The sequence below is a fragment of the Gordonia sp. UBA7599 genome (assembly GCA_002477755.1).
In the GTDB taxonomy this organism is placed as follows: Bacteria; Actinomycetota; Actinomycetes; order Mycobacteriales; family Mycobacteriaceae; genus Gordonia.
In genome coordinates, this window is record DLKD01000122.1 from 1 (window position 1) to 8,796 (window position 8,796).

An 8,796-nucleotide genomic window follows, 5' to 3' on the forward strand; every position below is an offset into this window, starting at 1 on the left:
TCGCCGAACCACATGTGGGCCATCTCGTGCAGCACTGTCTCGGCGCGCCGCTCGTAGAGGTAGTTGGTGACGCGGGAGCGGAAGACGTAGTCCTCCAAGAAGGTCACCGCACCAGCGTTCTCCATCGCGCCGGCGTTGAACTCGGGCACGAACAGCTGGTCGTACTTGCCGAACGCGTAGGGGATGCCGAAATTGCGGTGGTAGAAGTCGAAGCCCTGCTTTGTCTCGGTGAACAACCGGTCGGCGTCCATGTGCTCGGCGAGTGATTCGCGGCAGAACAGGCCCAGGTCGATGGTGCCGTGCTCGTCGGTGTAGCTGTCGTCCCACCGACGGTAAGGCCCGGCGATCAGTGCCACGAGGTAGGTGCTGAGCAGGGGAGTGGCGGCGAATTCATGGACGGTGGCGCCGCTGTCGGCGGAGGTCGTCGACTCCGTCGCCCCGTTGGAGATGACGTTCCAGTCCGCCGGTGCGGTGACCGCGATGTCGAAGACGGCCTTGACGTCGGGCTGGTCGAAGCAGGCGAACATGCGCTTGGCGTCGGCGGTCTCGAACTGCGAGTACAGGTAGACGGCGCCGTCGGCGGGGTCGACGAAGCGGTGCAGGCCTTCACCGGTGTTGGAATACGCACAATCGGCGACGACGACGAGCTCGTTGCGCGCGGCCAGATCCGGCAGCGTCAGGCCGACCTCCTCGTCGTACCCGTCGACACTGAGTTCGGTGCCGTTCAACGTCGCCGAGATCAGCCGCGGGGCGACGAGGTCGACAAAGGTCGACGAGCCCGCCTGGGCGCCGAAGGTGATCGTCGTCGTCGAGGAAAACGTAGTCTCGCCGGGCTGGCCGGCGCCGTCGGTGAGGTCGAGGTCGATCCGGTAGGCGACGTCGTGCAGGACGTCACGGCGGGCGGCGGCTTGGTCGCGGGTCAGGTTCGGCGCAGTCACGCGTAAGAGGGTACGCGGAGCGGGCCGGGTTGGGCGGTGGGGTGGACGGGCGGTGGGGTAGAACGGAGAGTATGAGCGATCGCGTCGACTTCTGGTTCGACCCCCTGTGCCCGTGGTGCTGGATCACCTCCCGCTGGATCGTGGAGGCCGAGCAGGTCCGTCCCATCGAGGTCTCGTTCCACATCATGAGCCTGGCCGTCCTCAACGAGGGCCGCGATATCCCCGACGCGTATCGCGAGGTCCTCAAGGACGCGTGGCGACCGGTCCGCGTGTTGGCCGCCGCGGCTGCCGACCGGGGCGATGAGATCCTTGCGCCGCTCTACACGGCGATGGGCACGCGCCTCCACAACGAGGGTGACAAGGACATCGACTCGGTCATCGCCGGGGCGCTCGCCGACGTCGGGCTGCCCGCTGAACTGGCGGCGGCAGCCGATTCCACCGAGTTCGACGAGGCGATCCGCCGCAGCCACCATGAGGGTATGGACAAGGTCGGTGACGACGTCGGAACGCCGACCATTCACGTCAACGACGTCGCCTTCTTCGGCCCGGTGCTCTCGCGAATCCCGCGCGGCGAGGATGCCGGCACGCTGTGGGACGGCGTCGTCGCCGTCGCGGCGAACCCGCACTTCTTCGAGCTCAAGCGCACCCGTAGCGAAGACCCGCAGTTCGACTGACCGCTACGGCTTGGTCTGCGAGACCATTCCGTTGGGCAGATAGCCAACCGGCACGGCGGCCGGGTTCGGTGGCGGCGGGAGGATCGGCACGGCGTTGCCGCTGCCCACACCGCGCACGATCGCCTTGGGTCGCAGCCACATCGAACCGGCCTTGGTGCGATTGCGCAGTGCCGCCGCCCGCCAGGTCAGGACCGGGTGGCTCGACAACGCGTTGACGAGGACCACGAACGGACCGCGCTCCTGGGTGGCACGGTCGGCGAACTGGTCGAAGTCGACGGCTGAGAGCAGGTACTTGCCGGCCGACAGCGCACCGATGACGCCAGGCGACCCCGACGGCTGCGTGTAGTACCCGTAGTTGTCGGCGGTGTACTCCTGTGCTCGCGAGAGTGCGCTGCCGAGGATCGGGATCCGCATTCCGATGCCGACGCCGAGCTGCCGCCAGTACGAGGTATGGCCGGCGGCGATGTGCCCGATCTCGTGGCCGATGACGAAGCGCAGCGCCTCGGGGTCGCGGGCCCGCCCGCCAACCTCGAACAGGTCGCTGTACACGACGACGTAGCGCCGGAACCCGTGTCCGGAGGCGAAGGCGTTGAGTGTGCCGTTGCCGTTGATCACGTAGGCGTCGGGGATGTACTCGAGTCCGAACCGCGCCGCCGCGTCGACGACCATCCCGTAGGCCTCGGGGAACTGCGTGGGCGTCAGCTGGACACCGTTGACCCGCGGCGAGGCGTAGGTGATACCGCGGCCGAGGACCAGGAACAGCGGCAACGCCAGGATCGACAGGAACTCCGCACTCAGCAGACCGCGCGCGACGACGAGGATCACCATCAGGTTCCCGATGATGGTGAGGCCGATGAGGATGACCAGCATCGGGTTCTCCCAGGGGTGTCGGCGTGGCCGGTCGGCGTATCCGGCAGGCGGCAACCAGTGCGCGTCGGGCGGAAGCTGGTGCGGCGCGGGGGTCGGTCCGGCGGGGATCCCGGGTACGGAGGGAATCGGCGAAGACAGGCCGGGGGCCGTTTCTGGTGCAGACACGCCTCCAAACTATAGTGGCGCCATGCGTGTCTACCTGGGTGCCGACCATGCCGGCTTCGAACTGAAGAACCAGATCGCCGACCACTTGCGGTCGCAGGGCCACGAAGTCGTCGATTGCGGTGCGCACACCTACGACGCGCTCGACGACTATCCCGCCTTCTGCATCGCCGCGGCAACGCGGACTGTCGCGGACCCGGGCAGCCTGGGCATTGTGCTCGGCGGCAGCGGCAACGGCGAGCAGATCGCCGCGAACAAGGTGCCCGGCGCGCGGTGTGCTCTGGCGTGGAGCGTCGAGACCGCGGAGTTGGCCCGCCAGCACAACAACGCACAGCTGATCGGCATCGGTGGCCGCATGCACACCGAGGCAGAGGCTCTGGCTATCGTCGATGCGTTCATCGCCACACCGTGGTCGGAGGAGCCGCGCCATCAGCGCCGCATCGACATTCTCGCCGAGTACGAGCGCACCGGCGTCGCCCCCGCCGTTCCCGGTGCCTGAGGGTCACACCCTTCATCGGCTCGCCCGGCGCCAGCAGCGCCTCTTCGGCGGGCACCCGGTCGCGCTGAGCAGCCCGCAAGGACGCTTCGCCGACGAGGCTGCGATGCTCGACGGCTGGACCTTCCACCGCGCCCAGGCGTGGGGCAAGCATCTGGTGCAGGAGTACCGTCCGCCGGGTTCGTCCGCGCGTTCGGGGCCTCGTCAACTGGTGCACGTCCACCTCGGGATCTACGGTGCCTTCCACGACCTGCCCGTCCCGCCCGGACCGCCGGTGGGGCAAGTGCGGTTGCGGATCTCCTCGCCCACCGCGGCCGTCGACCTGCGCGGGCCCAACGCGTGCGAGCTCTACACGCCCGAGGACCTCGACGCACTCGTGGCCAGGCTCGGCCCGGATCCGCTGCGCCCCGACGCCGAGCCGTCGCGGGCCCGGGTTGCGATCCAGAAGTCCAAGCGCCCCATCGGTGCGCTGCTGATGGACCAGAAGGTGATCGCCGGCGTCGGGAATGTGTACCGCGCCGAGGTGTTGTTCCGCGCGGGCATCGACCCGCACCGGGCGGGCACGACCATCTCCGACGATGAGTTCGACGCCATCTGGGCCGACTTGCTGTTGCTCATGCCGATCGGCGTTCGACGGGGCCAGATGCACGTGATGCGGCCCGACGACGACCACGGCGCACCGTCGTACCGGCCCGACCGCCCACGGACCTACGTGTATCGGCGTGCGGGGGAGCCATGCCGGATCTGTGGTATGCCGGTCGCCCACGAGGTCATGGAGGGGCGCAACCTGTTCTGGTGCCCGACCTGCCAGACGTGAGCCGGCACCTACAGCGAAAGCGATGAGCCGGATCCTCCGTGGAGGACCCGGCTCATCGCTGTTGCTAGCTGGTGGTGCTCAGTCGCGCGGGGTGCGCCAGTTGCCGCCACCGATGGTGCCGCGGACGACGATCGGCGTGCCGCGCGGAATGGTGTCGAACACCCACTTCGCGTTGGTGAGGTTGATGTTGATGCAGCCGTGGCTGGCATTGCTGACACCCTGCTGCGCGACCGACCACGGGGCGCCGTGGATGAAGATCCCGCCCCAGTCCATGCGGACCGCGTACTCGACATAGGTGCGGTAGCCCTCGGGGGAGTCGATCGGCACGCCGTACGTGGACGAGTCCATGTACATCTCGCGGTGCTTTTCTTTGGTGTGGTACGTGCCGTTGGGCGTCGGGTGCTGGTTGGTGCCCATCGAGATCGGCATCGACCGGTTGTATTCGCCGTCCTTCCACCAGAAGATGGTGTGGCTCGCGTCATCGGCCAGGGCAACCCAGCCGGTGCTGCTGGAGACCGCCGGCATTGCCGGCACGGTCACTCCGTTGTCGGTCTCCGGTGCCGGCTGGGGCTTCGGCTTCGGCTTGGGCTTCGGCTTCGACGGGGCCGCGACACCGGGGATGTCGATCGGCGGGAGGCCGGGAATGATGGTGACGGGCGCGGCGTTGGCCGACGCGGGCAGCGCCAGACCGACGGCGACAGCGCCCGCACATGCGACGATGACGCTCTTGGCGGTCATCCGCCGAGCATGCTTGGTGGGGCTAAGCATTGTCTCGTGTCCTTCACAGTTGTTGTCTGGGATGAACGGAAGTTCGAGCACTTCTATGTCGTGACCACCCCGCGGAATGTCGTGTGCGGGGCGAACCCGCTCGACAATCTCATCGTCAATCGTTGCACAATCGTTTCTTTCGGGCCACTGAAAACAGCTGTGAATCGGACACCGGACTGATAAAGAATCGCCTCACCTGCACAGATGTCGGTTGTGAGGTTTCGCACCCGAACAAGGTGTCAACCGCCTTGCTCCCGGATTTCGGCGCTCTGCGCGCCCCGTGTACAGTTCTTTTTCGCACGCGGCGATTCCGGCGACCCCGGAGCGCGGCCTGCATGCGGGTGTAGCTCAATGGTAGAGCCCTAGTCTTCCAAACTAGCTACGCGGGTTCGATTCCCGTCACCCGCTCTGGACATTTTCGACACGGCCACGGGATGTGGCGCAGCTTGGTAGCGCATCCGCTTTGGGAGCGGAGGGTCGCAGGTTCAAATCCTGTCATCCCGACAATCGAGACACCCCCGTATATAAGGAGAACGCGCGTGGAAACCAGCGTGGAGCAGTTGAACCCGACCCGGGTGAAGTTGACCGTCGAGATCCCCTTCGAGGAGCTCTCGGGAGAGTTCGACAAGGCCTACGCGACTTTGGCCCAGCAGGTCCGCATCCCCGGGTTCCGTCCCGGCAAGGCGCCGGCCAAGTTGATCGAGGCCCGCGTCGGGCGCGACGCGGTGCTGGCCCAGGTCGTCAACGACGCACTGCCCGTCAAGTACGGCGAGGCGATCGATCAGGCCGACGTGGCGGCCATCGGCCAGCCCGAGATCGAGCTCGGTGAGCTCGTCGACGGCCAGCCCGTCACCTTCACCGCCGAGGTTGACGTCCGCCCGGAGATCACGCTGCCCGACTTCTCGAAGTTGGCTGTGACCGTCGACGCCCTCAAGTCCGACGAGGACGCCGTCGCGGAGCAGCTCGAGAACCTGCGCGAGCGCTTCGGCACCCTCAAGGCTGTGGAGCGCGGCGCGCAGAATGGCGACCATGTCACGCTCGATCTGGCGGCGACCGTCGACGGCAACTCGGTTCCCGACGCGACCACCGAGGGCCTGTCCCACGAGGTCGGCTCCGGCCAGCTCATCGACGGCCTCGACGAGGCGCTGATCGGCCTCAAGACCGGCGAGGAAGCCCAGTTCACCACCAAGCTCGTCGCCGGCGAGTTCGCCGATTCCGATGCCGACGTGACCGTCAAGGTGGGTGCGGTGAAGGAGCGCGAGCTGCCCGAGCTCGACGATGAGTTCGCCCAGCTGGCCAGCGAGTTCGACACCATCGATGAGCTGCGCGACGCCGTGCGCAGCCGTGTCGAGCAGTCCAAGAAGATCGAGCAGGCCAACGCGATCCGCGACAAGGTCCTCGACGAACTGCTGGAGAAGGTCGAGTTCCCGCTGCCGGAGAAGATCGTCGAGGGTGAGGTGCAGGGTCAGCTCGAGGAGATCCTGCACAGCATCGGCCACGACGAGGAGATGCTCGAGCGGCTGCTCGAGGCGCAGGGCACGACCCGCGAGGAGTTCGAGGCCAACGCCCGCGAGAACGCCGAGCGCGGTGTGCGCACCCAGCTGCTGCTCGATGCCATCGCGGATGCGAAGGGCACCGAGATCAGCCAGGAGGAGCTCACCCAGCAGATCATCTTCTCGGCTCAGCGCTACGGCATGGCGCCGCAGGAGTTCGTCAACCAGCTCCAGCAGGCCGGACAGATTGGCGCGGTCTACGCCGATGCGCGCCGCGGCAAGGCACTGGCCTCCATCGTCGGCGAGGTCGCCGTCACCGATGACACCGGCGCAGTGGTCGACACTGAGGAGTTCTTCGGTGCGGCCACCGCCGACGAGCCGGCCGACGAGGACGCGACCGCCGACGCGTAGTCGCACCAACCACACCGTGCAACGGCCGGGCCGGGACCTCGATCCCCGCCCGGCCGTTCGCCGTTGGCGAACGCCCGTTTAGCTGTGAGCGAATCAGCGTGTCAACGGGATGGGTTGGGCCCGGCCATTGGTTAGGGTCGAAGACAAGCACCTCAACGATTCACCGTTGACCTCGCGCTAGCGAGATCGGATTCAAAGGTAGGAACAGTGAGCAATTCGTCGATCCACACCACGATGTCGTCGGGCGTCGCCGGTCTGACCTTGAACGACTCGGTCTACGAGCGACTGCTGCGCGAGCGGATCATCTTCCTCGGCACCCAGGTCGACGACGACATCGCCAACCGGCTCTGCGCGCAGATTCTCCTGCTCACCGCCGAGGCGCCGGACAAGGACATCCAGTTCTACATCAACTCGCCCGGCGGGTCGGTGAGCGCGGGCATGGCGATCTTCGACACCATGCAGCTCTCGCCCTGCGACATCTCCACCTACGCGATGGGTATGGCCGCATCGATGGGACAGTTCCTGCTGACCGCGGGCACCAAGGGCAAGCGCCATGCGTTGCCGCACGCGCGGATCATGATGCACCAGCCCTCGGCCGGTATCGGCGGTACGGCCGCAGACATCGCGATCCAGGCCGAGCAGTTCGCGCTGACGAAGAAAGAGATGAATCAGCTCAACGCCGAGCACACCGGCCAGCCGCTGGAGAAGATCGAGGCCGACGCCGACCGCGACAAGTGGTTCCGTGCCGAGGAGGCCAAGGCCTACGGCCTCGTCGACCACGTCGTCACCACCCTCTGACGCGCCCGCCCGCCACCACCTTCGACTCGAAAAGAGCCACCATGAGCATCGAGACCACCGCCGTGACGGCCGCGCAGGCCTACCGCGAGCAGACCGCTCGCTACATCCTGCCGAGCTTCATCGAGCAGACCCCGACCGGCCACCGGCAGTACGACCCGTACGCGAAGCTGTTCGAGGAGCGCATCGTCTTCGTCGGCACGCCCATCGACCAGACCGTCGCCAACGACGTGATGGCGCAGCTGCTGGTCCTGGAGAGCCAGGATCCCGACCGCGACATCACGATGTACATCAACTCGCCGGGCGGCAGCGTGCCCGACATGCTCGCCATCTACGACACGATGCAGTACGTGCATTGCGACATCATGACCGTCTGCCTCGGCGAGGCGGCGTCGGCGGCGGCGATCCTGCTGGCCGGCGGTACGCCCGGCAAGCGTGCGGCGCTGCCCAACGCGACCATCCTGATCCACCAGCCGCGCACCGGCGGCGCCTTCCAGGGCCAGGTGTCGGATTTGGAGATCCAGGCGGCCGAGATCGAGCGGATCCGCCAGCGCCTCGACGAGATCCTGGCCGGTCACACCGGGCAGACACCGGAGAAGATCCGCGTCGACACCGATCGCGACAACATCCTCACCGCCGAGCAGGCGAAGGAGTACGGGATCATCGACGAGGTTTTCGGCTACCGCAAGAAGTCCCTCAACAAGTAACCGCACTCCGCGGCGGCGGGCGGATGTCGCGCGGCAATGCGCGACATTCGCCCCAAGTAGCTCGAAGTTGCGGCCGTACGCGGGTACCGTCGGAGTACCGAACGGTGACCACAGAACGGCCACCCGCAAGTGCGTGCTACGGCCGCACCGGGTCAGCAGGAAGTAGGTAAGGATCGATGGCGCGAATCGGAGACGGTGGCGACCTGCTGAAATGCTCGTTTTGCGGGAAGAGCCAGAAGCAGGTGAAGAAGCTCATCGCGGGCCCCGGCGTGTACATCTGCGACGAGTGCATCGATCTGTGCAACGAGATCATCGAAGAGGAACTCGCCGAGAACAGCGACGTCAAACTCGACGAGCTGCCGAAGCCGGTGGAGATCCGCGACTTCCTCGACAACTATGTGATCGGCCAGGACAACGCGAAGCGCACGCTCGCCGTCGCCGTGTACAACCACTACAAGCGGATCCAGGCGGGGGAGAAGAAGGACGTCAAGACCGGCGAGACGGTCGAGTTGGCGAAGTCTAACATCCTGATGCTCGGCCCCACCGGCTGCGGCAAGACCTACCTGGCGCAGACGCTGGCCAAGATGCTCAACGTGCCGTTTGCCATCGCCGACGCAACGGCGCTGACCGAAGCCGGCTACGTGGGCGAGGACGTCGAGAACATC

General features: G+C 66.7%; 10 protein-coding genes and 2 tRNA genes. 9 read left to right on the forward strand and 3 right to left on the reverse strand.

What is annotated here, in order from left to right; all coding sequences use genetic code 11:
- On the reverse strand, positions 1-938 hold a 938-nt coding region (locus tag B4L26_RS13895), incomplete at its 3' end, for a M1 family aminopeptidase (protein WP_290719595.1).
- Between the two features lie 71 nt (positions 939-1,009).
- Here B4L26_RS13895 and B4L26_RS13900 point away from each other — a divergent pair.
- Positions 1,010-1,612: a DsbA family protein gene (locus tag B4L26_RS13900; protein ID WP_290719598.1), complete on the forward strand. Its 603-nt coding sequence runs from the start codon at positions 1,010-1,012 to the stop codon at positions 1,610-1,612.
- 3 nt (positions 1,613-1,615) lie between these two features.
- On the opposite strand, the gene B4L26_RS13905 is transcribed toward B4L26_RS13900, so the two are convergent.
- A complete protein-coding gene (locus B4L26_RS13905) occupies positions 1,616-2,647 on the reverse strand; it encodes a M48 family metallopeptidase (RefSeq protein ID WP_290719601.1) in 1,032 nt (343 codons plus the stop codon).
- Positions 2,648-2,669: 22 nt separating this feature from the next.
- Between B4L26_RS13905 and B4L26_RS13910 the strand changes: the two genes are divergently transcribed.
- On the forward strand, positions 2,670-3,143 hold the full coding sequence (locus tag B4L26_RS13910) for a ribose-5-phosphate isomerase (RefSeq protein ID WP_290719604.1): 474 nt from the start codon (positions 2,670-2,672) through the stop codon (positions 3,141-3,143).
- Positions 3,136-3,957, forward strand: a complete 822-nt coding sequence (locus B4L26_RS13915) for an Fpg/Nei family DNA glycosylase (RefSeq protein WP_290719607.1) — start codon at positions 3,136-3,138, stop codon at positions 3,955-3,957. Before B4L26_RS13910 ends, B4L26_RS13915 begins: the two co-directional genes overlap by 8 nt.
- 78 nt (positions 3,958-4,035) lie before the next feature.
- On the opposite strand, the gene B4L26_RS13920 is transcribed toward B4L26_RS13915, so the two are convergent.
- On the reverse strand, positions 4,036-4,725 hold the full coding sequence (locus B4L26_RS13920; protein WP_409563468.1) for a L,D-transpeptidase: 690 nt from the start codon (positions 4,723-4,725) through the stop codon (positions 4,036-4,038).
- 337 nt (positions 4,726-5,062) lie between these two features.
- On the opposite strand from B4L26_RS13920, the gene B4L26_RS13925 reads away from it, so the two are divergent.
- The 6 genes from B4L26_RS13925 to B4L26_RS13950 form a co-directional block, all read left to right on the forward strand.
- Positions 5,063-5,133 (forward strand) — tRNA-Gly (locus B4L26_RS13925).
- A 22-nt stretch (positions 5,134-5,155) separates the two neighbouring features.
- A tRNA-Pro gene (locus tag B4L26_RS13930) sits at positions 5,156-5,229 on the forward strand.
- Positions 5,230-5,264: 35 nt separating this feature from the next.
- On the forward strand, positions 5,265-6,629 hold the full coding sequence (gene tig, locus B4L26_RS13935; RefSeq protein ID WP_290719613.1) for a trigger factor: 1,365 nt from the start codon (positions 5,265-5,267) through the stop codon (positions 6,627-6,629).
- Positions 6,630-6,836: 207 nt separating this feature from the next.
- Positions 6,837-7,427 carry an ATP-dependent Clp protease proteolytic subunit gene (locus tag B4L26_RS13940; protein WP_290719616.1) on the forward strand — a complete coding sequence of 197 codons (591 nt, stop codon included), beginning with the start codon at positions 6,837-6,839 and terminating at the stop codon, positions 7,425-7,427.
- A 41-nt stretch (positions 7,428-7,468) separates the two neighbouring features.
- Positions 7,469-8,131 (forward strand): ATP-dependent Clp protease proteolytic subunit, encoded by a 663-nt coding sequence (locus tag B4L26_RS13945; RefSeq protein ID WP_290719619.1) that lies wholly within the window; start codon positions 7,469-7,471, stop codon positions 8,129-8,131.
- Between the two features lie 176 nt (positions 8,132-8,307).
- Positions 8,308-8,796 (forward strand): ClpX C4-type zinc finger protein (locus tag B4L26_RS13950; RefSeq protein WP_290719621.1); only part of this gene is annotated, 489 nt, incomplete at its 3' end.

Bases quoted from the DNA above. Each gene is read 5' to 3' on its own strand.
- B4L26_RS13945 (WP_290719619.1), top strand. From the start codon at position 7,469: ATGAGCATCGAGACCACCGCCGTGACGGCCGCGCAGGCCTACCGCGAG.
- B4L26_RS13910 (WP_290719604.1), top strand. From the start codon at position 2,670: ATGCGTGTCTACCTGGGTGCCGACCATGCCGGCTTCGAACTGAAGAAC.
- B4L26_RS13900 (WP_290719598.1), top strand. From the start codon at position 1,010: ATGAGCGATCGCGTCGACTTCTGGTTCGACCCCCTGTGCCCGTGGTGC.
- B4L26_RS13920 (WP_409563468.1), bottom strand. From the start codon at position 4,725: ATGCTTAGCCCCACCAAGCATGCTCGGCGGATGACCGCCAAGAGCGTC.